Here is a 21,218-nt window from a genome sequence, read left to right as displayed (position 1 = left end):
AGCTTCCAGGAGTCGACCTTCTGGTAGGCGCCAGCGGCGTCGATGACCTGCGTGGCCGAGAACCATACGGTTTCGGCCACCCCGGCGGTACGTTTCTGCTGAGCCCGCGGAGCGGGTCAGGCCTCCTCGTGGGACGCCACCGCGCGACGCGCGTCCGCGTCCAGGACACCCCAGCTGATCAGCTGCTCCGTGAGGACCGACGGCGACTGGTCGTAGATGACGGCGAGCGTGCGCAAGTCGTCCTGGCGGATCGACAGCACCTTGCCGTTGTAGTCACCGCGCTGCGACTGGATCGTGGCCGCGTAGCGCTGAAGCGGGCCCGCCTTCTCGGCCGGCACCGTGGCCAGCCGCTCCAGGTCCAGGACCAGCTTCGGCGGCGGCTCGGCGGCGCCGCCCGGGGTCGTGCCCGGGAGCAGCTCCTGCACCGGAACGCCGTAGAAATCCGCCAGCTCGGCAAGGCGCTGCACGGTCACGGCACGGTCGCCGCGCTCGTACGAACCGACCACGACCGCCTTCCAGCGTCCCTGGGACTTCTCCTCGACACCGTGGAGGGAAAGGCCCTGCTGGGTGCGGATCGCCCGGAGCTTGGCCCCGAGCTGTTTGGCGTATTCGCTGGACATATAGCTCCCCGGCACTGTGTCGACGCGTCTGGCGTGGGTGCCAGGCCGCGCGGCTGGTAACTCACTGTGAGGTTACGCAGCGTTACTCTGCTGCGTCAAGCCGAATGGTCCGCACCGACTCTTCCGTGATATCGGCGTTCCGTTAGGCCGAGTGGGTGATTCGAGGGGGCCGAACGGGCGATCGCGAAGACCTGCTACCGTGTATGGCGCAATCCCGACGTCCTTTAAGGTCCGTCCCGTGAGGCGGAGAAGGAGGTCCGTTTCTTATGGACTCGCACGACACGCACTCCGATGCGCGGCCCGTTCTCGAAGGGCCCGACATCGCGCGGGTACTGACCCGCATCGCCCACGAGATCGTCGAACGCGCCAAGGGCGCCGACGACGTGGTGCTGCTCGGCATTCCGACCCGGGGCGTCTTCCTCGCCCGGCGGATCGCGGACAAGCTCGAGCAGATCACCGAGCGCAAGGTTCCGTGCGGCTCGCTCGACATCACCATGTACCGCGACGACCTGCGCATGCACCCGCCGCGTGCCCTGGCTCGCACCGAGATCCCGGGTGACGGCCTCGACGGCAGACTCGTCGTCCTGGTCGACGACGTGCTCTTCTCCGGCCGCACCATCCGCGCCGCCCTCGACGCCCTGAACGACATCGGGCGCCCGCGCGCGGTGCAGCTCGCCGTCCTCGTCGACCGCGGACACCGCGAACTGCCCATCCGTGCCGACTACGTCGGCAAGAACCTCCCCACGTCGTTGCGGGAGACGGTCAAGGTCCAGCTCGCCGAGGAGGACGGTCGCGACACCGTGCTGCTCGGCGCCAAGCCGGCCGCTCAGTAGCGCTTCAGGCGTACCCCCCCGTCGTACGCCTGCTCAGTGCGCGCCCTCGCGCGCCCGTCTGCCCCGAATCTCCCGTTTGAACTGCCTTACGGAGCCTGACAGATGCAGCGTCATCTCATCTCGGCCGCCGACCTCACCCGCGACGACGCCGTCCTGATCCTCGACACCGCCGAGGAGATGGCCCGGGTCGCCGACCGGCCGATCAAGAAGCTGCCGACCCTGCGCGGCCGCACGATCGTCAACCTCTTCTTCGAGGACTCCACCCGGACCCGGATCTCCTTCGAGGCCGCCGAGAAGCGGCTGTCCGCGGACGTCATCAACTTCTCCGCCAAGGGCTCCAGCGTCTCCAAGGGCGAGTCGCTGAAGGACACCGCCCAGACCCTGGAGGCCATGGGCGTCGACGCCGTCGTCATCCGGCACGGCGCCTCCGGAGCCCCCTACCGCCTGGCGAACTCCGGCTGGATCGACGCGGCCGTCGTCAACGCCGGCGACGGCACCCACCAGCACCCCACCCAGGCCCTGCTGGACGCCTTCACCATGCGCCGCCGCCTGGTCGGCCCGGACGCCGGACTCGGCCGGGACCTCGAAGGCAAGCGCATCACCATCGTCGGTGACGTCCTGCACAGCCGGGTCGCCCGCTCCAACGTCGACCTGCTGCACACCCTCGGTGCCGAGGTCACCCTCGTCGCGCCGCCCACGCTGGTGCCGGTCGGTGTCGGGAACTGGCCCTGCGAGGTGTCGTACGACCTCGACAGCACGCTGCCCAAGTCCGACGCGGTCATGATGCTGCGTGTCCAGCGTGAGCGGATGAACGCCGCGTTCTTCCCGACCGAGCGCGAGTACTCCCGGCGCTACGGCCTCGACGGCGAGCGCATGGCGCGCATGCCCGAGCACGCCGTCGTGATGCACCCCGGCCCGATGGTCCGCGGCATGGAGATCACCGCCGAGGTCGCCGACTCCGACCGCTGCACCGTCGTGGAGCAGGTCGCCAACGGAGTGTCCATCCGGATGGCCGTGCTGTATCTGCTGCTCGGTGGCAACGAGCCCGCCGTCACCCACCCCCGTACCGAGGAGAAGTAAGACAGATGAGCAAGATCCTGATCCGTGGTGCGAAGGTGCTCGGCGGCGAGCCGCAGGACGTGCTGATCGACGGTGGGACCATCGCCGAGGTCGGCGCCGCTCTGAGCGCCGAGGGCGCGGAGGTCGTCGAGGCCGAGGGCAAGGTGCTGCTGCCGGGCCTGGTCGACCTGCACACCCATCTGCGCGAGCCGGGCCGTGAGGACTCCGAGACCGTCCTCACCGGCACCCGGGCCGCAGCCTCCGGCGGCTACACCACCGTGTTCGCCATGGCCAACACCTTCCCGGTCGCCGACACCGCCGGGGTCGTCGAGCAGGTCTGGCGGCTCGGCAAGGAGCACGGCTACTGCGACGTCCAGCCGATCGGTGCCGTCACCGTCGGCCTGGAGGGCAGGAAGCTCGCCGAGCTGGGCGCCATGCACGAGTCGGCCGCCGGCGTCACCGTCTTCTCCGACGACGGCAAGTGCGTCCACGACGCCGTGATCATGCGCCGCGCCCTGGAGTACGTGAAGGCCTTCGGCGGTGTCGTCGCGCAGCACGCCCAGGAGCCGCGGCTGACCGAGGGCGCCGAGATGAACGAGGGCGTCGTCTCCGCCGAGCTGGGCCTCGGCGGCTGGCCCGCGGTGGCCGAGGAATCGATCATCGCCCGGGATGTCCTGCTCGCCGACCACGTCGGCTCCCGCGTCCACATCTGCCACCTGTCGACCGCCGGCTCCGTCGAGATCGTCCGCTGGGCCAAGTCCCGCGGCATCCAGGTCACCGCCGAGGTCACCCCGCACCACCTGCTCCTCACCGACGAGCTGGTCCGCACCTACAACCCCGTCTACAAGGTCAACCCGCCGTTGCGCACCGAGCGCGACGTGATGGCCCTGCGCGAGGCGCTCGCGGACGGCACGATCGACATCGTCGCCACCGACCACGCCCCGCACCCGCACGAGGACAAGGACTGCGAGTGGGCCGCGGCAGCCATGGGCATGGTCGGGCTGGAGACCGCGCTGTCGGTGGTGCAGGAGACCATGGTCGACACGGGCCTGCTGGACTGGGCCGGTGTCGCCGACCGGATGTCCGTCACGCCCGCGCGGATCGGACAGGCCTCGGGCCATGGACGTCCCGTCTCGGCAGGTGAGCCCGCCAACCTCACCCTGGTCGACACGGCATACCGTGGGCTCGTGGAACCCGCGGGCTTCGCCTCGCGCAGCCGCAACACCCCCTACGAGGGCCGCGAGCTGCCGGGCCGTGTGACGCACACGTGGCTGCGGGGCAAGGCCACGCTCGTCGACGGGAAGCTCACGTGACACCTGTACTCCTGCTGGCCGCCGAGAAGGAATCGGCGCAAGTGACCGACTGGGCCGCCCGCATCGGCTGGGTCGTCGGCCTCGCCCTGTTCGTCGCGCTCGTCTACTGGCTGATGCGCGAGGGCTGGAAGTGGCGCGGCACCCTCCAGGGCGACCTGCCCGAGCTGCCCGCGACGCCGGACGAGCCGGGCCCCGCCAAGCTCACCATGACCGGCCGCTACCACGGCTCCACCACCGCCGGGCAGTGGCTCGACCGCATCGTCGCGCACGGCCTGGGCACCCGCAGCCGTGCCGAGCTGACCCTGACGGACGCCGGCCTCGACGTCGTACGCCCCGGGGCGAGCGACTTCTTCGTCCCGGCCGCGGCGCTGCGCGAGGCCCGGCTCGACAAGGGCATCGCCGGCAAGGTGCTCACCGAGGGCGGCCTGCTGATCGTCACCTGGGCGCACGGCGACCGGCTGATCGACTCCGGCTTCCGCTCCGACCACGCGGCCGAGCACAACGAGTGGGTGGAAGCGATCAACTCCATCATCGACACGAACACCAGGGAAGGCGCCGAACGATGACCACCTCCACCAGGGGAGCCGCCCAAACTCCCGCCGTACTCGTCCTGGAGGACGGCCGGATCTTCCGTGGCCGCGCCTACGGGGCCGTGGGGGAGACCTTCGGCGAAGCGGTGTTCTCCACCGGCATGACCGGCTACCAGGAAACCCTGACCGACCCCTCCTACCACCGCCAGGTCGTGGTGATGACCGCCCCGCACGTCGGCAACACCGGCGTGAACGACGAGGACATGGAGTCCAGGAAGATCTGGGTCTCCGGCTACGTCGTGCGCGACCCCGCGCGCGTGCCGTCCAGCTGGCGCTCCCGGCGCACGCTGGACGACGAGCTGGACGCCCAGGGCGTCGTCGGCATCAGCGGCATCGACACCCGCGCCCTCACCCGCCACCTGCGCGAGCGCGGCGCCATGCGCGTCGGCATCTTCAGCGGCGACGCCGTCCGGGACGACGCCGCGCTGCTGGCACGTGTCCAGGAGGCGCCGCAGATGAAGGGGGCCGACCTCGCCGCCGAGGTCGCCACCACCGAGCCGTACGTCGTCCCGGCGATCGGCGAGAAGAGGTTCACCGTCGCCGCCGTCGACCTGGGCATCAAGGGCATGACGCCGCACCGGATGGCCGAGCGCGGCATCGAGGTGCACGTGCTCCCGGCGACCGCGACCGTCGACGACGTGTACGCGGTGAACCCGGACGGTGTGTTCTTCTCCAACGGCCCGGGCGACCCGGCCACCGCCGACCACCCGGTCTCCGTCATGCGGGGCGTTCTGGAGCGCGGCACGCCGCTGTTCGGCATCTGCTTCGGCAACCAGATCCTGGGCCGCGCGCTCGGCTTCGGCACCTACAAGCTGAAGTACGGCCACCGCGGCATCAACCAGCCGGTGCAGGACCGGACGACCGGCAAGGTCGAGGTCACCGCGCACAACCACGGCTTCGCCGTCGACGCCCCGCTCGAGAAGATCTCCGAGACCCCGTTCGGCCGCGCCGAGGTGTCCCACGTCTGTCTGAACGACAACGTGGTGGAAGGGCTCCAGCTCCTCGACCGCCCCGCCTTCAGCGTCCAGTACCACCCCGAAGCGGCAGCCGGCCCGCACGATGCCGCCTACCTGTTCGACCGCTTCGTTTCCCTGATGGAGGGCCAGCGTGCCTAAGCGCACCGATATCCAGTCCGTCCTGGTCATCGGCTCCGGCCCGATCGTCATCGGCCAGGCCGCCGAGTTCGACTACTCCGGCACCCAGGCGTGCCGGGTCCTGAAGGCCGAGGGCCTGCGGGTCGTCCTGGTGAACTCCAACCCGGCGACGATCATGACCGACCCGGAGATCGCCGACGCCACCTACGTCGAGCCGATCACCCCCGAATTCGTCGAGAAGATCATCGCCAAGGAGCGCCCCGACGCGCTGCTGCCCACCCTGGGCGGCCAGACGGCCCTCAACACCGCGATCTCGCTGCACGAGAACGGCGTCCTGGACAAGTACGGCGTCGAGCTGATCGGCGCCAACGTGGAGGCCATCCACAAGGGCGAGGACCGCGACCGGTTCAAGGAGGTCGTGGAGGAGGTCCGCAAGAAGATCGGCCACGGCGAGTCCGCCCGGTCCTACATCTGCCACTCGATGGACGAGGTCCTCAAGGGCGTCGAGGAACTCGGCGGCTACCCGGTCGTCGTCCGCCCCTCCTTCACCATGGGCGGCGCCGGCTCCGGCTTCGCGCACGACGAGGAGGAACTGCGCCGCATCGCCGGCCAGGGCCTCACGCTCTCCCCGACCACCGAGGTCCTCCTGGAGGAGTCCATTCTCGGCTGGAAGGAGTACGAGCTGGAGCTGATGCGCGACAAGAACGACAACGTCGTGGTCGTCTGCTCCATCGAGAACTTCGACCCCATGGGCGTGCACACCGGCGACTCGATCACCGTGGCGCCCGCGATGACGCTGACCGACCGCGAGTACCAGGTGCTGCGCGACGTCGGTATCGCGATCATCCGCGAGGTCGGCGTCGACACCGGCGGCTGCAACATCCAGTTCGCGGTGAACCCCGAAGACGGCCGGGTGATCGTCATCGAGATGAACCCGCGCGTGTCGCGCTCCTCGGCGCTCGCCTCCAAGGCGACCGGCTTCCCGATCGCCAAGATCGCCGCCAAGCTGGCCGTCGGCTACACGCTGGACGAGATCCCGAACGACATCACCCAGGAGACCCCGGCCTCCTTCGAGCCGACGCTCGACTACGTGGTCGTGAAGGCCCCGCGCTTCGCCTTCGAGAAGTTCCCGAGCGCCGACTCCACCCTCACCACCACCATGAAGTCGGTCGGCGAGGCCATGGCCATCGGCCGCAACTTCACCGAGGCCTTCCAGAAGGCGCTGCGCTCCCTGGAGAAGAAGGGCAGCCAGTTCACCTTCGTCGGCGAGCCCGGCGACAAGTCCCGGCTCCTGGAGCAGTCGGTCCGCCCCACCGACGGGCGCATCAACACCGTCATGCAGGCCATCCGCGCGGGCGCCACGCCCGAGGAGGTCTTCGAGTACACGAAGATCGACCCCTGGTTCGTCGACCAGCTCTTCCTGATCAAGGAGATCGCGGACGAGCTGGCCCAGGCGCCCGAGCTGACCACCGGCCTGCTCGCCGAGGCCAAGCGGCACGGCTTCTCCGACCAGCAGATCGGCGAGATCCGCGGCCTGCGCGAGGACGTCGTCCGTGAGGTCCGGCACGCGCTGGGCGTCCGCCCGGTCTACAAGACGGTCGACACCTGCGCCGCCGAGTTCGCAGCGAAGACGCCGTACTTCTACTCCTCCTACGACGAGGAGACGGAGGTGGCCTCCCGCGAGAAGCCGGCCGTCATCATCCTGGGCTCCGGCCCGAACCGCATCGGCCAGGGCATCGAGTTCGACTACTCCTGCGTCCACGCCTCCTTCGCGCTGAGCGACGCGGGCTACGAGACCGTGATGGTCAACTGCAACCCGGAGACCGTCTCCACGGACTACGACACCTCCGACCGCCTGTACTTCGAGCCGCTGACGCTGGAGGACGTGCTGGAGATCGTGCACGCCGAGCAGCAGGCCGGACCGGTCGCGGGCGTCGTCGTGCAGCTCGGCGGCCAGACGCCGCTGGGTCTGTCGCAGGCGCTGAAGGACAACGGCGTGCCGATCGTCGGCACCTCCCCGGAGGCCATCCACGCCGCCGAGGACCGGGGCGCCTTCGGCCGGGTCCTCGCCGAGGCGGGCCTTCCGGCTCCCAAGCACGGCACCGCCACCACCTTCGCCGGGGCCAAGGCCATCGCCGACGAGATCGGCTACCCGGTCCTGGTGCGTCCCTCGTACGTCCTGGGCGGGCGCGGCATGGAGATCGTCTACGACGAGACCCGCCTGGAGTCCTACATCGCCGAGTCGACCGAGATCAGCCCCTCGCGGCCGGTCCTGGTCGACCGGTTCCTCGACGACGCGATCGAGATCGACGTCGACGCCCTCTACGACGGCGAGGAGCTCTACCTCGGCGGCGTCATGGAGCACATCGAGGAGGCCGGCATCCACTCCGGCGACTCGGCGTGCGCCCTGCCCCCGATCACGCTCGGCGGCTTCGACATCAAGCGCCTGCGCGCCTCCACGGAGGGCATCGCCAGGGGCGTCGGGGTCCGCGGCCTGATCAACATCCAGTTCGCGCTCGCGGGGGACATCCTCTACGTCCTGGAGGCCAACCCGCGCGCCTCGCGCACCGTGCCCTTCACTTCGAAGGCGACCGCGGTGCCGCTGGCCAAGGCCGCCGCCCGGATCTCGCTGGGCGCCACGATCGCCGAACTGCGCGCCGAGGGCCTGCTCCCGGCGAACGGCGACGGCGGTGAGCTCCCGCTCGACGCGCCGATCTCGGTCAAGGAGGCCGTCATGCCGTGGTCGCGCTTCCGCGACATCCACGGCCGCGGTGTCGACACCGTCCTCGGCCCGGAGATGCGCTCCACCGGCGAGGTCATGGGCATCGACTCCGTCTTCGGCACGGCGTACGCCAAGTCGCAGGCCGGCGCCTACGGCCCGCTGCCGACCAAGGGCCGCGCCTTCATCTCGGTCGCCAACCGCGACAAGCGCTCGATGATCTTCCCGGCCCGCGAACTGGTCGCGCACGGCTTCGAGCTGCTGGCCACCTCCGGCACGGCCGAGGTCCTCAAGCGCAACGGCATCAACGCCACCGTCGTGCGCAAGCAGTCCGAGGGCACCGGCCCGAACGGCGAGAAGACCATCGTCCAGCTCATCCACGACGGCGAGGTCGACCTCATCGTCAACACCCCGTACGGCACGGGCGGCCGTCTGGACGGCTACGACATCCGTACGGCGGCCGTGGCGCGCTCCGTGCCCTGCCTGACGACGGTCCAGGCCCTCGCGGCGGCGGTCCAGGGCATCGACGCCCTCAACCGCGGCGACGTGAGCGTCCGATCGCTCCAGGAACACGCGGAACACCTGACCGCGGCCCGCGACTAGCAGCCCCGAGGGGGACACCGGAAACGGTGTCCCCCTCTTCGTGAGGACGCCATGTCTTCGTGAGGACACCATGTACAAGATCTTCTTCCGTCTCGTCTTCAAGCGGCTGGACCCCGAGCGGGCCCATCACCTGGCCTTCCGCTGGATCCGCCTGGCCGCCCGCGTGCCCGTGCTGCGCACCTTCCTCGCAGCCGCCCTCGCGCCCCGCCACAAGGAACTGCGCACCGAGGCCCTCGGCCTGCGCATGCACGGCCCCTTCGGGCTCGCGGCGGGCTTCGACAAGAACGCCGTCGGCATCGACGGCATGGCCATGCTGGGCTTCGACCACGTCGAGATCGGCACCGTCACCGGCGAACCGCAGCCCGGCAACCCCAAGCAGCGGCTGTTCCGCCTGGTCGGGGACCGGGCGCTGATCAACCGGATGGGCTTCAACAACGACGGCTCGCTCCGCGTCGCCGCCCGCCTGGCCTCCCGTACGCCCGTCTTCAAGCCGGTCGTGGGCGTCAACATCGGCAAGACCAAGGCCGTACCGGAGGAGGAGGCCGTCGCGGACTACGTGAAGTCCGCCGAGCGGCTGGCCCCCTACGCCGACTACCTGGTCGTCAACGTCTCCTCCCCGAACACGCCCGGTCTGCGCGACCTCCAGGCGACGGAGGCGCTGCGCCCCCTGCTGAGCGCCGTTCGCGAGGCCGCGGACCGCGCGGTGTCCGCACGGCGCGTCCCGCTGCTGGTGAAGATCGCGCCGGACCTCGCCGACGAGGACGTCGACGCCGTCGCCGACCTCGCCGTGGAGCTCGGGCTGGACGGCATCATCGCCACCAACACCACCATCGCGCGCGAGGGACTCGGCCTGAAGTCGGACCCCTCCCTGGTCAAGGAGACCGGCGGCCTGTCCGGGGCGCCCCTGAAGGAACGCTCCCTGGAGGTCCTGCGCCGCCTCTACGCGCGCGTGGGGGACCGGATCACCCTGGTGGGCGTCGGCGGCATCGAGAACGCCGAGGACGCCTGGCAGCGCATCCTGGCCGGTGCCACCCTGGTCCAGGGCTACAGCGCCTTCATCTACGAGGGGCCCTTCTGGGGCCGCGCGATCCACAAGGGGCTCGCCGCTCGCCTGGCCACGAGCCCCTACGCCACGCTCGCCGACGCGGTGGGCGCCGACGTGAGGAAGACGGCATGAGTGGTCTCGAACCCTTCGGCGCCCGCCTGCGCCGGGCCATGGACGAGCGCGGCCCGCTGTGCGTCGGCATCGACCCACACGCCTCCCTGCTCGCCGAGTGGGGTCTGAACGACGATGTGGCCGGCCTGGAGCGGTTCAGCCGCACGGTCGTCGAGGCGGTGGCCGACCGGGTCGCCGTGCTCAAGCCGCAGAGCGCGTTCTTCGAGCGCTTCGGCTCGCGCGGTGTCGCCGTCCTGGAGAAGTCCGTCGCCGAGGCCCGGGCGGCGGGCGCGCTGGTCGTGATGGACGCCAAGCGCGGTGACATCGGCTCCACCATGGCCGCCTACGCCGAGTCCTTCCTGCACAAGGACGCCCCGCTGTTCTCCGACGCGCTCACCGTCTCGCCCTACCTCGGCTACGGCTCGCTGGGCCCGGCCGTCGCGCTCGCCCGGGAGAGCGGCGCCGGACTGTTCGTACTGGCGCTCACCTCCAACCCGGAGGGCGGCGAGGTCCAGCACGCGGTGCGCTCCGACGGCCGGAACGTGGGAGCGACGATGCTCGCGCACCTGGCCGCCGAGAACGTGGGCGAGGAACCGCTGGGCTCCTTCGGCGCGGTCGTCGGCGCCACCCTCGGTGACCTGTCGACGTACGACCTGGACATCAACGGCCCGCTCCTCGCGCCCGGCATCGGCGCCCAGGGGGCCACGCCGGCCGACCTTCCCGAGGTCTTCGGCGCGGCCGTGCGCAACGTCGTGCCGAACGTCAGCCGGGGAGTGCTACGCCACGGTCCCGACGCGGTCGCTCTGCGTGACGCCGCCGACCGCTTCGCGGAGGAGATCCGTCACGCCGTGACGTCCTCGTGAGGCGGTCCAGACCTTGCCGGGAGACCTCCGATGACCCGTCCGCGGCGCGCTTGAGTCTGAATACATCCTCAAATCCAGGGCAGTATGTCCTAAATGTCCGTTCAGATGAAGGCTGACCAGGACTTTTCCGCTGTTCTCGCTGACTCTGGCGGACTTGCCCGCTAGTCTCCGACGAGAGGACGGGCAAGCGTGTGTTGCTCGTGGCTCCCCAGGTGTGGGGCGACTAGGTTCCTCACCGGTCCGTATCCGACAGTTCGACATCCGAGGTGACGTAGGCGTGGCTCTTCCGCCCCTTACCCCTGAACAGCGCGCAGCCGCGCTCGAAAAGGCCGCCGCGGCTCGCCGGGAGCGGGCCGAGGTCAAGAATCGACTCAAGCACTCCGGCGCCTCCCTTCACGAGGTCATCAAGCAGGGCCAGGAGAACGACGTCATCGGCAAGATGAAGGTCTCCGCCCTCCTCGAGTCGCTGCCCGGCGTGGGCAAGGTCCGCGCCAAGCAGATCATGGAGCGACTCGGTATCTCCGAGAGCCGCCGTGTGCGTGGTCTCGGTTCCAACCAGATCGCCTCCCTGGAGCGCGAGTTCGGCAGCACCGGCTCCTGAACCCGGCAGTCCGGGGAAGCGAGTCCCGGGCACTCCGGGATTGCTGGATAATCGCTGCATGGCTGCAACACCCCGGGGGACGACCCCCGTACCCCCGGACGTACGTCCGCGGCTGACCGTGCTCTCCGGCCCCTCCGGGGTCGGCAAGAGCACGGTCGTCGCCCATATGCGTAAGGAACACCCCGAAGTCTGGCTCTCGGTGTCGGCGACGACCCGCAAGCCGCGCCCCGGCGAGCAGCACGGAGTCCACTACTTCTTCGTCTCCGACGACGAGATGGACAAGCTGATCGCCAACGGGGAGCTGCTGGAGTGGGCCGAGTTCGCCGGCAACCGCTACGGCACGCCGCGTGCGGCCGTGCAGGAGCGCCTGGAGAACGGCGAGCCCGTCCTCCTGGAGATCGACCTGCAGGGCGCCCGCCTGGTCCGCGAGTCGATGTCCGAGGCCCAGCTGGTGTTCCTGGCCCCTCCCTCCTGGGAGGAGCTCGTGCGCAGACTCACCGGGCGGGGCACCGAGCCGCCCGAGGTGATCGAGCGCCGGCTGCAGGCGGCGAAGATCGAACTCGCGGCCGAGCCGGAGTTCGACACCACCCTGGTCAACACCTCCGTCGAGGACGTCGCTCGTGAGCTGCTAGCCTTGATGGACGTCGTGTGACCATCGCCGATCGTTCCGGCCGGCCGGTCAACCCGACAGATTCTTTCCCATCCATCGGAAGGTAGAGCGTGTCCTCTTCCATCTCCGCGCCCGAGGGCATCATCAACCCGCCGATCGACGAGCTCCTCGAGGCCACCGACTCGAAGTACAGCCTCGTGATCTACGCGGCCAAGCGTGCCCGCCAGATCAACGCGTACTACTCGCAGCTCGGCGAGGGTCTCCTCGAGTACGTCGGTCCTCTCGTCGACACGCACGTCCACGAGAAGCCGCTCTCGATCGCCCTCCGCGAGATCAACGCGGGGCTCCTGACGTCCGAGGCCGTCGAGGGCCCGGCGCAGTAAATAGGATTTACAGCTTCATGCTGACTTGTCCACAGGCCCGGCAGGCCGACTGCCGGGCCTGTGGTGTGTCATGGAGGCGTACGGTGTGCCGGTTGCCGAGGTCCGGGGAGAGACGTGGACAAGCCGAAGGTCGTTCTGGGGGTCAGCGGGGGCATCGCCGCGTACAAGGCCTGTGAGCTGCTGCGGCGGCTGACGGAGTCGGGCCACGACGTGCGGGTGGTGCCCACCGCCTCCGCGCTGCACTTCGTCGGCGCAGCCACCTGGGCCGCGCTCTCCGGCAACCCGGTCTCCACCGACGTGTGGGACGACGTGCACGAGGTCCCGCACGTCCGCATCGGGCAGCACGCGGACCTCGTCGTCGTCGCCCCCGCCACCGCCGACATGCTCGCCAAGGCGGCCCACGGCCTCGCCGACGACCTCCTCACCAACACGCTCCTCACCGCCCGCTGCCCGGTCGTCTTCGCCCCCGCCATGCACACGGAGATGTGGGAGCACCCGGCCACCCAGGAGAACGTGGCGACGCTGCGCCGCCGCGGTGCCCTCGTCATCGAGCCGGCCGTGGGCCGTCTGACGGGCGTCGACACCGGCAAGGGCCGGCTGCCCGACCCGGGCGAGATCTTCGAGGTGTGCCGCCGGGTGCTGGCCCGGGGCATCGCCGAGCCCGACCTCGAGGGCCGGCACGTCGTCGTCAGCGCGGGCGGCACCCGCGAGCCCCTGGACCCCGTCCGCTTCCTCGGCAACCGCTCCTCCGGCAAGCAGGGCTACGCCCTCGCCCGCACCGCCGCGGCCCGCGGCGCCCGTGTCACGCTGATCGCGGCCAACAGCACCCTGCCCGCCCCGGCGGGCGTCGACGTCGTCCCGGTCGGCACCGCCGTGCAGCTGCGCGAGGCGGTGCTGCGGGCCGCCCCCGAGGCCGACGCCGTGGTGATGGCGGCCGCGGTCGCCGACTTCCGCCCGGCGGCGTACGCGGCGGGGAAGATCAAGAAGAAGGACGGCCGGGAGCCGGAGCCGATCACCCTGGTGCGCAATCCGGACGTCCTCGCGGAGATCTCCGCCGAACGGGCCCGCGCCGGACAGGTGATCGTCGGCTTCGCCGCGGAGACGGACGATGTCCTCGCCAACGGCCGCGCCAAACTCAAGCGCAAGGGCTGCGACCTGCTCGTCGTGAACGAGGTGGGGGAGCGCAAGACCTTCGGTTCCGAGGAGAACGAGGCCGTCGTGCTCGGCGCGGACGGCAGTGAGACGGCGGTGCCGTACGGCCCCAAGGAAGCCCTGGCCGATACGGTGTGGGACCTGGTCGCCGAGCGCCTGTGCTGAAATCCGGGCGCCGCGCACCCCTCGAAAGCGGCTGGATCCGGGCGTGGCGCCTCTGGCCAACGCCGCTCGGCATTGGGCAGAATGCCCGTGCCGCAGGTCACAGCACTCCCGAGTGGCGAGACAGGGGGCCCGTGGCCGAAGTGTGACCCGTAAACTGTTCCACGGACGGCGCCGGGTGCAGCCCCCGCCGTCCGCCATTGATCAGCCAGCAGCCGCTGCAACCCCAGGGAGCGTTGTGTCCCGTCGCCTGTTCACCTCGGAGTCCGTGACCGAGGGTCACCCCGACAAGATCGCTGACCAGATCAGCGACACCATTCTCGACGCGCTTCTGCGCGAGGACCCGTCCTCCCGGGTCGCCGTCGAGACCCTGATCACGACCGGCCTGGTGCACGTGGCCGGCGAGGTCACGACCAAGACGTACGCGGACATCGCGACGCTGGTCCGGAGCAAGATCCTCGAAATCGGCTACGACTCCAGCAAGAAGGGCTTCGACGGCGCCTCCTGCGGTGTGTCGGTGTCGATCGGCGCGCAGTCCCCGGACATCGCCCAGGGTGTGGACACGGCGTACGAGACGCGTGTCGAGGGCGACGACGACGAGCTCGACAAGCAGGGCGCGGGCGACCAGGGCCTGATGTTCGGCTATGCGACGGACGAGACGCCGACGCTGATGCCGCTGCCGATCTTCCTGGCCCACCGCCTGTCGAAGCGCCTGTCCGACGTGCGCAAGAACGGTACGATCCCCTACCTGCGCCCGGACGGCAAGACGCAGGTCACCATCGAGTACGACGGCGACAAGGCGGTCCGTCTGGACACCGTCGTCGTCTCCTCGCAGCACGCCTCGGACATCGACCTGGACTCGCTGCTGGCCCCGGACATCAAGGAGTTCGTCGTCGAGCCGGAGCTGAAGGCGCTTCTGGACGAGGGCATCAAGATCGACACGGAGAACTACCGTCTCCTGGTCAACCCCACCGGCCGTTTCGAGATCGGCGGCCCGATGGGTGACGCCGGTCTGACCGGCCGCAAGATCATCATCGACACCTACGGCGGCATGGCCCGGCACGGCGGCGGCGCTTTCTCGGGCAAGGACCCGTCCAAGGTCGACCGCTCCGCGGCGTACGCGATGCGCTGGGTCGCCAAGAACGTGGTCGCCGCCGGTCTCGCCACCCGCTGCGAGGTCCAGGTCGCGTACGCGATCGGCAAGGCCGAGCCGGTCGGTCTGTTCGTCGAGACCTTCGGCACCGCCAAGATCGAGACGGAGAGGATCGAGAAGGCGATCGACGAGGTCTTCGACCTCCGCCCGGCCGCCATCATCCGCGACCTCGACCTGCTCCGCCCGATCTACTCCCAGACCGCCGCGTACGGCCACTTCGGCCGCGAGCTCCCCGACTTCACGTGGGAGCGGACGGACCGCGTGGACGCGCTCCGCGAAGCCGCGGGTCTGTAGGTCCCGGCATCCGAAGCCCGGCCCCCTCGGGGGCCGGGCTTCGCCGTGTCCGGGGGCGGGGCTCTCCTCCCGGGCACCGCCGCGTGTCAGTGGTGTTTGGTAAGAATGCAAGCGTGAGCAGCGAGAACGAACACGCGGGCGGCGGGGCCGAGGGTGCGCCGCCCGAGCAGCTCGCGCTCATCCGGGACAGTGTGCGCAACGCCAAGACCCCCCGGGCCAAGCCGCGCACCTGGCGGGGGGCCGCCCTCGCCAAGGAGCTCCCCGTCGCGCGCGTCCTCGTCGACAAGGGCGTGCTCCATCTCGACCGGTACTTCGACTACGCCGTGCCCGAGGAACTGGACGCGGACGCCCGGCCGGGCGTCCGCGTGCGGGTGCGGTTCGGGGCCGGACGGCACCGAGTGCGGGAAGGCCGTCGCGAGGGCGGTGGCCTCATCGACGGATTCCTCGTCGAGCGGCTGGCCGAGTCCGACTACGCCGGACCGCTGGCCGCCCTCGCCCAGGTCGTGTCGCCCGAGCCGGTGCTGAGCGAGGAGTTGCTGGGGCTGGCCCGGGCGGTCGCCGACCGGTACGCGGGCAGCCTCGCCGACGTCCTGCAACTCGCCGTACCGCCGCGCAACGCACGAGCCGAGCAGCGGCCCTCACCCGACCCGCTGCCACCGCCCCCGGTGCCCGAGCCGGGCTCCTGGCCGCGCTACGAGCGGGGAGCGGCCTTCCTGGAGTCGCTGGCCTCCGGCGGAGCACCCCGGGCCGTGTGGAACGCGCTGCCCGGGCCGGAGTGGAGCGAGGAGCTGGCGCGGGCCGTCGCCGCGACGCTGGCCTCCGGGCGCGGCGCGCTCGCCGTCCTGCCCGACGGGCGGGCCGTCGCGCGGGTCGACGCCGCCCTGACCTCCCTGCTGGGGGAGGGGAGGCACGCGGTACTCACCGCCGACGCCGGACCCGAGAAGCGCTACGCGCAGTGGCTCGCGGTGCGGCGCGGTTCCGTCCGGGCCGTGATCGGGACCCGGGCCGCGATGTTCGCGCCGGTCCAGGACCTCGGCCTGGTCGCTCTGTGGGACGACGGCGACGACAGCCACAGCGAGCAGCACGCCCCGCAGCCGCACGCCCGCGAGGTGCTCCTGCTGCGGGCCGCCCAGGACGGGTGCGGCTTCCTGCTGGGCAGCTGGAGCTGCACGGTGGAGGCCGCGCAACTCGTCGAGAGCGGCTGGGCACGCCCGGTCGTCGCCGGCCGGGACCAGGTGCGCGGGACCGCGCCGCTCATCCGGACCGTCGGGGACCAGGACCTCGCCCGGGACGAGGCCGCCCGGGCCGCCCGGCTGCCCTCCCTCGCGTGGCAGGCCGTCAGGGACGGCCTTCGGCGCGGCCCGGTGCTGGTGCAGGTGCCTCGCCGGGGGTATGTGCCGCGCATGGCGTGTGCCGACTGCCGGGCGCCCGCGCGCTGCGGGCACTGCTCCGGGCCGTTGGAGGCGCCGGACGGCGGTGCCCTGGACTGCGGGTGGTGCGGACGCGGCGAGAGCGGCTGGCACTGCCCGGAGTGCGGTTCCTTCCGGCTGCGGGCCTCGGTCGTCGGGGCGCGGCGGACCGCCGAGGAGCTCGGGCGGGCCTTCCCCGCCGTGCCGGTACGCACCTCGGGGCGGGAGCACGTGCTCGACACCGTCCCGGGCGCGCCGGCGCTGGTCGTGAGCACGCCGGGGGCCGAGCCCGTCGCCGAGGGCGGGTACGCGGCGGCACTGCTGCTGGACGGCTGGGCCATGCTCGGGCGGCCCGACCTGCGGGCCGGGGAGGACGCGCTGCGTCGGTGGATCGCGGCGGCGTCCCTGGTCCGGCCGCAGTCGGCCGGTGGCACGGTGGTGGTCGTGGCCGAGCCGACGCTGCGGCCCGTGCAGGCGCTGGTGCGCTGGGACCCCGTCGGTCACGCGGTGCGGGAACTCGCCGAGCGGGCCGAGCTGGGATTTCCGCCGGTGTCGCGGATGGCCGCGGTGTCGGGCCCGCCTCAGGCGGTGGCCGACTTCCTCCGTACGGCCGAGCTGCCGCCCGAGGCGGAGGTGCTGGGTCCGGTGCCGCTGCCCGTTCCCGGCGCGGGGCGGCCGCGGCGGGCGGGCGCGCCCCCGCCCGGGGAGCAGTGGGAGCGGGCGCTGCTGCGGGTGCCGCCGGGGAGGGGGGCAGCGCTGGCCGCCGCGCTCAAGGCGGCGCAGGCCGCGCGGATGGCTCGGGGGAGCGGTGGTGGCGCCGGGACCGGGTCGGGCGTCTGGGTACGGGTCGATCCGGCCGACATCGGGTGAGCCGAGGCCGGGGGTGGGGGATGTCCGGGTGGGCGGCCGCATACGCGACTGCCCTCCCGGAGGCGTTCCGGGAGGGCAGGGCAGGGCAGGGGGTGGGTCAGCCGTTGCGCGGGCCGGGAAAGGCCGTCGGCCTCACCTCTTCGCGCAGCGCGGGACTGCCGGCCGTGGGTTGCGTGGGCATGGAGCGGGCCGCCGGGACGGTCGGGACCGTGGGCAGGCCGGCGGTCACATTGACCGAGCGGCTGCCCGACGGCTCCGGGGTGCGCTCCGGCTCGGGCGCCGCCTGGGCCGTGGCCCGGCGGGCGCCGTAACGGCGGTGGACCGCCTGCTTGGTGACTCCGAGCGCGGAGCCCACCGCGTCCCACGAGAAGCCGAGTGAGCGATCGAAGTCCACGGCCGCCGTGACCAGGGTCTCGACGCTGTCGCGCAGCTCCTGGGCGAGACGTACCGTCGGGGCGGGGGCACGTCCGTAGACGACGAAGCCCGTGGAGGGACCGGAGCGGCGCGGGCGGTAGACGTTGCCCAACTGGGCGGTGAGTGTGCGCAGCGCGTCCACCTGCCGGCGGACCCGCTCGATGTCCCGCACCAGCAAGTGCAGGCTGGCCCGAGCCTGGGCGTCGTGGGTTGCGTGGTCGGCCATGAACAAGCCTCTCGAACCGGCGTTGAAAGGAATTGGGCCGCGATCGCGGCCCGTTGTGGTCAACTCTGTCTTGACCAACGCGGATTCGCTCCGCGGGTCACGGTGTGGGGGCGCGGGGGCATATGCGTGCGCCCGTTTGCGCGGGGTGCGCGCCTCGGCTTCGGCCCTCGGCGGGGTCGTCCACCCGCGCACCGCCCGCGACCGTGCGACCGAGCGGCCCGGCCCTCCCAGCAGGGGCCGAGCGCCGTCGGCGGCGTTGCGTCCCACGGCTCATAGACTTGTGTGCTGCCCGTCATCGACCCCCGCCCGAGAGGCCCCCACCACCCCATGAAGCTCGTCTTCGCCGGTACACCCGAGGTCGCCGTTCCCGCTCTGGACGCTCTGCTCGCCTCCGGGCGGCACGAGGTGGCCGCCGTCGTCACGCGGCCCGACGCGCCGGCCGGACGCGGACGCAGGCTCGTCGCGTCCCCCGTCGCCGAGCGGGCGGAGGAGGCCGGGATCGAGGTGCTGAAGCCCGCGAAGCCGAAGGACCCCGAGTTCCTGGAGCGGCTGCGGGAGATCGGGCCGGACTGCTGCCCCGTCGTCGCCTACGGAGCGCTGCTGCCCCGGGTCGCCCTCGACGTGCCCGTGCACGGCTGGGTCAACCTGCACTTCTCCCTGCTGCCGGCCTGGCGTGGAGCCGCGCCCGTGCAGCACGCCATCATGGCCGGCGACGAGATCACCGGGGCGTCGACCTTCCTGATCGAGGAAGGGCTCGACTCCGGGCCGGTGTACGGCACGGTGACCGAGGAGATCCGGCCCACCGACACCAGCGGGGATCTGCTGACCCGGCTGGCGTTCGCCGGTGCCGGACTGCTCGCGGCGACCATGGACGGCATCGAGGACGGCACGCTGAAGGCCGTACCGCAGCCGGCCGACGGGATCAGCCTCGCCCCGAAGGTCAACGTCGAGGACGCGCACCTCGACTGGAGCGCGCCCGCGCTGCGCGTGGACCGGATGGTGCGCGGCTGCACCCCGGCTCCCGGCGCCTGGACCACGTTCCGCGGCGAGCGGCTCAAGCTCATCCAGGCCACCCCCGTGCCCGACCGGACGGACCTCGCCCCGGGGCAGATCACCGCCGGGAAGAACAACGTGTACGTCGGCACCGGCTCCTACGGCGTCGAGCTGCTGTGGGTGCAGGCGCAGGGCAAGAAGCCGATGCGGGCGGCGGACTGGGCGCGCGGGGTGCGGATCGGCGAGGGCGAGCGGCTCGGCGGCTGACATCCGCCCCGGCAGGGCCGCGCGGCGGTGCGATGCCCCGCCGCCGGTTCCCCGCTGCTCCCGGCGGCGTAGGCTGGACGGCGCACTTCTTCTCACACCCGGAGCACCTTTTTCGTGAGCGAACAGCCCCGTCGAGCCCGCACGCCAGGCAAGCCCTACCGCCGCCCCAAGAAGGACCCCGTCCGCATCCTCGCCTTCGAGGCGCTCAGGGCCGTGGACGAGCGGGACGCCTACGCCAACCTCGTACTCCCGCCCCTGCTGCGCAAGGCGCGCGAGAAGGAGGGCCCCGAGTCGTTCGACGCCCGGGACGCGGCGCTCGCCACCGAGCTGGTGTACGGGACGCTGCGGTGGCAGGGGACGTACGACGCGGTCCTGGGGACCTGCGTGGACCGGCCGCTCAGAGAGGTCGACCCGCCGGTGCTGGACGTGCTCAGCCTCGGCGCGCACCAGCTGCTCGGCACCCGGATCCCGACGCACGCGGCCGTGTCCGCGACCGTCGAACTCGCGCGGGTCGTGCTCGGCGACGGACGGGCCAAGTTCGTCAACGCCGTGCTGCGGAAGGTCGCGCAGCACGATCTGGAGGGGTGGCTGGAGAAGGTCGCGCCCCCTTACGACGAGGACCCCGAGGACCATCTCGCCGTCGTCCACTCGCACCCCAGGTGGGTCGTGTCCGCGCTGTGGGACTCCCTGGGCGGCGGCAGGACCGGCGTCGAGGAGCTACTGCGCGCCGACAACGAGCGGCCCGAGGTGACCTTGGTGGCGCGGCCCGGGCGGGCCACCACCGAGGAACTGCTCGACGAGGACGCCGCGGTGCGGGGGCACTGGTCGCCGTACGCGGTACGGCTGACCGAGGGCGGGGAGCCGGGGGCCATCGCGGCCGTGCGGGACGGACGGGCCGGTGTGCAGGACGAGGGCAGCCAGCTCGTGGCGATCGCCCTTGCCAACGCGCCCCTGGACGGGCCCGACCGGCGCTGGCTGGACGGGTGCGCGGGGCCCGGTGGCAAGGCGGCGCTGCTCGGCGCGCTGGCCGCCGAGCGGGGTGCCCTGCTCGTCGCCTCCGAGAAGCAGACCCATCGGGCCGGCCTCGTGGCGAAGGCGCTGGACGGCAACCCCGGTCCGTATCAGGTGATCGCCGCGGACGGGACGCGTCCGGCGTGGCGGCCCGGCAGCTTCGACCGGGTGCTGGTCGACGTGCCGTGCACCGGCCTCGGCGCCCTGCGCCGCCGTCCCGAGGCGCGCTGGCGGCGCCGTCCGGAGGATCTGGAGGGCTTCGCGCCGCTGCAGCGCGGGCTGCTGCGCACCGCCCTGGAGTCGGTGCGGGTCGGCGGTGTCGTGGGTTACGCGACCTGCTCGCCGCACCTCGCCGAGACCCGGGCCGTCGTCGCCGACGTGCTCAAGCAGCACCCGGACACGGACCTCGTCGACGCCCGGCCGCTGCTGCCCGGCGTACCGGACCTGGGTGACGGCCCGGACGTGCAGTTGTGGCCGCATCTGCACGGGACCGACGCGATGTACCTGGCGCTTGTTCGCCGGACCGGCTGACGCCCGCTCTCACCGCTGCCCCCTCCGGCGCGCCGCCGTCCTGGCGCGCCGGACATAACCCGTTCCCGCTCCGAAGACCAGCACCGCGAGGATGCCCCGCCGCTCTGGCCGCTGACCGTCCGACCGCCGTGCTCGGCCAGGGGGTGGATCAGCGCCTGGGCGGTGAACAGCGCTAGTGCCGCAGCAGGCAACGTTCTCCCCGTCGCGACGCCCGGCACGCACTCTCGCCGCACCGGGCGCAAGCCCAAGTACACCCAGTACGAGGGCTTGCACCCGGCACGCCGAGAGCACG

The 21,218-nt window shown here is 71.7% G+C and carries 18 protein-coding genes; 16 read left to right on the top strand and 2 right to left on the bottom strand.

Translation table 11 applies throughout. From position 1 onward, the window contains the following. Positions 1–116 precede the first annotated feature (116 nt). The gene (gene bldD / locus ABTX62_RS35995; protein ID WP_018570201.1) at positions 117–620 is read right to left on the bottom strand and encodes a transcriptional regulator BldD; all 504 of its coding nucleotides are present in this window, start codon (positions 618–620) and stop codon (positions 117–119) included. A 266-nt stretch (positions 621–886) separates the two neighbouring features. Between bldD and pyrR the strand changes: the two genes are divergently transcribed. From pyrR to ABTX62_RS35925, 14 genes are all read left to right on the top strand, one after another. Continuing rightward, a complete protein-coding gene (gene pyrR, locus ABTX62_RS35990; RefSeq protein ID WP_283972557.1) occupies positions 887–1,453 on the top strand; it encodes a bifunctional pyr operon transcriptional regulator/uracil phosphoribosyltransferase PyrR in 567 nt (188 codons plus the stop codon). 102 nt (positions 1,454–1,555) lie between these two features. Beyond that, a complete protein-coding gene (locus tag ABTX62_RS35985) occupies positions 1,556–2,533 on the top strand; it encodes an aspartate carbamoyltransferase catalytic subunit (RefSeq protein WP_283972556.1) in 978 nt (325 codons plus the stop codon). A 5-nt stretch (positions 2,534–2,538) separates the two neighbouring features. Further along, positions 2,539–3,825 (top strand): dihydroorotase, encoded by a 1,287-nt coding sequence (locus ABTX62_RS35980; protein WP_352120127.1) that lies wholly within the window; start codon positions 2,539–2,541, stop codon positions 3,823–3,825. Next, positions 3,822–4,391 (top strand): PH-like domain-containing protein, encoded by a 570-nt coding sequence (locus ABTX62_RS35975; RefSeq protein WP_352120126.1) that lies wholly within the window; start codon positions 3,822–3,824, stop codon positions 4,389–4,391. The genes ABTX62_RS35980 and ABTX62_RS35975 overlap by 4 nt, the downstream gene beginning before the upstream one ends. Next, entirely contained in the window at positions 4,388–5,530 is a 1,143-nt protein-coding gene (gene carA / locus ABTX62_RS35970) for a glutamine-hydrolyzing carbamoyl-phosphate synthase small subunit (RefSeq protein ID WP_352120125.1), read from the top strand. The genes ABTX62_RS35975 and carA overlap by 4 nt, the downstream gene beginning before the upstream one ends. Next, the gene (carB, locus tag ABTX62_RS35965; protein WP_352120124.1) at positions 5,523–8,831 is read left to right on the top strand and encodes a carbamoyl-phosphate synthase large subunit; all 3,309 of its coding nucleotides are present in this window, start codon (positions 5,523–5,525) and stop codon (positions 8,829–8,831) included. The genes carA and carB overlap by 8 nt, the downstream gene beginning before the upstream one ends. Positions 8,832–8,901: 70 nt before the next feature. Then, on the top strand, positions 8,902–10,008 hold the full coding sequence (locus ABTX62_RS35960; protein WP_352120123.1) for a quinone-dependent dihydroorotate dehydrogenase: 1,107 nt from the start codon (positions 8,902–8,904) through the stop codon (positions 10,006–10,008). Next, positions 10,005–10,850: an orotidine-5'-phosphate decarboxylase gene (gene pyrF, locus ABTX62_RS35955; protein ID WP_352120122.1), complete on the top strand. Its 846-nt coding sequence runs from the start codon at positions 10,005–10,007 to the stop codon at positions 10,848–10,850. Before ABTX62_RS35960 ends, pyrF begins: the two co-directional genes overlap by 4 nt. Positions 10,851–11,127: 277 nt before the next feature. Beyond that, positions 11,128–11,451 carry an integration host factor gene (locus ABTX62_RS35950; protein ID WP_003977346.1) on the top strand — a complete coding sequence of 108 codons (324 nt, stop codon included), beginning with the start codon at positions 11,128–11,130 and terminating at the stop codon, positions 11,449–11,451. A 58-nt stretch (positions 11,452–11,509) separates the two neighbouring features. Beyond that, positions 11,510–12,103, top strand: coding sequence for a guanylate kinase (gene gmk / locus ABTX62_RS35945; RefSeq protein WP_352120121.1), 594 nt, complete (start codon positions 11,510–11,512; stop codon positions 12,101–12,103). 68 nt (positions 12,104–12,171) lie between these two features. Continuing rightward, the gene (gene rpoZ, locus ABTX62_RS35940; RefSeq protein WP_003988945.1) at positions 12,172–12,444 is read left to right on the top strand and encodes a DNA-directed RNA polymerase subunit omega; all 273 of its coding nucleotides are present in this window, start codon (positions 12,172–12,174) and stop codon (positions 12,442–12,444) included. Between the two features lie 114 nt (positions 12,445–12,558). After that, a complete protein-coding gene (gene coaBC / locus ABTX62_RS35935) occupies positions 12,559–13,761 on the top strand; it encodes a bifunctional phosphopantothenoylcysteine decarboxylase/phosphopantothenate--cysteine ligase CoaBC (RefSeq protein WP_352120120.1) in 1,203 nt (400 codons plus the stop codon). Between the two features lie 235 nt (positions 13,762–13,996). Further along, the gene (metK, locus tag ABTX62_RS35930; protein WP_352120119.1) at positions 13,997–15,205 is read left to right on the top strand and encodes a methionine adenosyltransferase; all 1,209 of its coding nucleotides are present in this window, start codon (positions 13,997–13,999) and stop codon (positions 15,203–15,205) included. 113 nt (positions 15,206–15,318) lie between these two features. Beyond that, entirely contained in the window at positions 15,319–17,484 is a 2,166-nt protein-coding gene (locus ABTX62_RS35925; protein WP_352120118.1) for a primosomal protein N', read from the top strand. Between the two features lie 97 nt (positions 17,485–17,581). Here the strand turns inward: ABTX62_RS35925 and ABTX62_RS35920 are convergent, their stop codons facing one another. Then, complete coding sequence (locus tag ABTX62_RS35920) at positions 17,582–18,124, bottom strand: hypothetical protein (RefSeq protein ID WP_352120117.1); 543 nt, start codon at positions 18,122–18,124, stop codon at positions 17,582–17,584. 327 nt (positions 18,125–18,451) lie between these two features. Between ABTX62_RS35920 and fmt the strand changes: the two genes are divergently transcribed. Together fmt and ABTX62_RS35910 are read left to right on the top strand one after the other, a co-directional pair. Next, positions 18,452–19,384, top strand: a complete 933-nt coding sequence (gene fmt, locus ABTX62_RS35915; RefSeq protein ID WP_352120116.1) for a methionyl-tRNA formyltransferase — start codon at positions 18,452–18,454, stop codon at positions 19,382–19,384. Between the two features lie 114 nt (positions 19,385–19,498). Next, entirely contained in the window at positions 19,499–20,926 is a 1,428-nt protein-coding gene (locus tag ABTX62_RS35910) for an RsmB/NOP family class I SAM-dependent RNA methyltransferase (protein ID WP_352120115.1), read from the top strand. Positions 20,927–21,218: the final 292 nt, after the last annotated feature.

This window comes from Streptomyces sp. NPDC096046 (genome assembly GCF_040303285.1).
Taxonomy (GTDB): Bacteria; Actinomycetota; Actinomycetes; order Streptomycetales; family Streptomycetaceae; genus Streptomyces.
The sequence above is the reverse complement of the archived record's forward strand: the minus strand, read 5'-3'. Positions and strand labels throughout refer to the sequence as shown.

Excerpts from the sequence above, each read along its gene's own strand:
- bldD (WP_018570201.1), bottom strand. The coding sequence starts at position 620 with ATGTCCAGCGAATACGCCAAACAGCTCGGGGCCAAGCTCCGGGCGATC.
- pyrR (WP_283972557.1), top strand. The coding sequence starts at position 887 with ATGGACTCGCACGACACGCACTCCGATGCGCGGCCCGTTCTCGAAGGG.
- ABTX62_RS35985 (WP_283972556.1), top strand. The coding sequence starts at position 1,556 with ATGCAGCGTCATCTCATCTCGGCCGCCGACCTCACCCGCGACGACGCC.
- ABTX62_RS35980 (WP_352120127.1), top strand. The coding sequence starts at position 2,539 with ATGAGCAAGATCCTGATCCGTGGTGCGAAGGTGCTCGGCGGCGAGCCG.
- carA (WP_352120125.1), top strand. The coding sequence starts at position 4,388 with ATGACCACCTCCACCAGGGGAGCCGCCCAAACTCCCGCCGTACTCGTC.
- ABTX62_RS35960 (WP_352120123.1), top strand. The coding sequence starts at position 8,902 with ATGTACAAGATCTTCTTCCGTCTCGTCTTCAAGCGGCTGGACCCCGAG.
- pyrF (WP_352120122.1), top strand. The coding sequence starts at position 10,005 with ATGAGTGGTCTCGAACCCTTCGGCGCCCGCCTGCGCCGGGCCATGGAC.
- gmk (WP_352120121.1), top strand. The coding sequence starts at position 11,510 with ATGGCTGCAACACCCCGGGGGACGACCCCCGTACCCCCGGACGTACGT.
- ABTX62_RS35920 (WP_352120117.1), bottom strand. The coding sequence starts at position 18,124 with ATGGCCGACCACGCAACCCACGACGCCCAGGCTCGGGCCAGCCTGCAC.
- fmt (WP_352120116.1), top strand. The coding sequence starts at position 18,452 with ATGAAGCTCGTCTTCGCCGGTACACCCGAGGTCGCCGTTCCCGCTCTG.